Here is a 332-nt window from a genome sequence, read left to right on the forward strand (position 1 = left end):
CGAGCTCGTCACCAACGCCGTACGGCACACAAGAACTGACCGTATCCGCGTGAGCGTCGCCCGCATCACTACACAGCGGGTGCGCCTCGGTGTCATCGACAAGAGCCGGGTCCTACCGCACCAAGCCACCATGCGCCCGGACGCCATCGGTGGCAGGGGTCTCCACCTCGTCGACGGCCTGGCTGACCGCTGGGGAACCGACCGCTACCGCTGGGGAAAGCGCGTTTGGGCCGAACTCGCGGACAGTGAGCAGCGATGACCACTGAGGACGCGCCGCCCACGCTTCGGCTGCTCATGAGATTTCTCCCGGCAGCAGATAGTCGCGGACCGTT

At 66.3% G+C, this 332-nt stretch carries 1 protein-coding gene; it reads left to right on the forward strand.

Going from position 1 to position 332, the window contains the following annotated elements:
* On the forward strand, window positions 1-259 hold a 259-nt coding region (locus tag TN53_RS43415), incomplete at its 5' end, for an ATP-binding protein (protein ID WP_046264448.1).
* Window positions 260-332 lie beyond the last annotated feature (73 nt).

Origin of the sequence: Streptomyces sp. WM6386 (genome assembly GCF_000972385.1) — a bacterium.
In the GTDB taxonomy this organism is placed as follows: Bacteria; Actinomycetota; Actinomycetes; order Streptomycetales; family Streptomycetaceae; genus Streptomyces.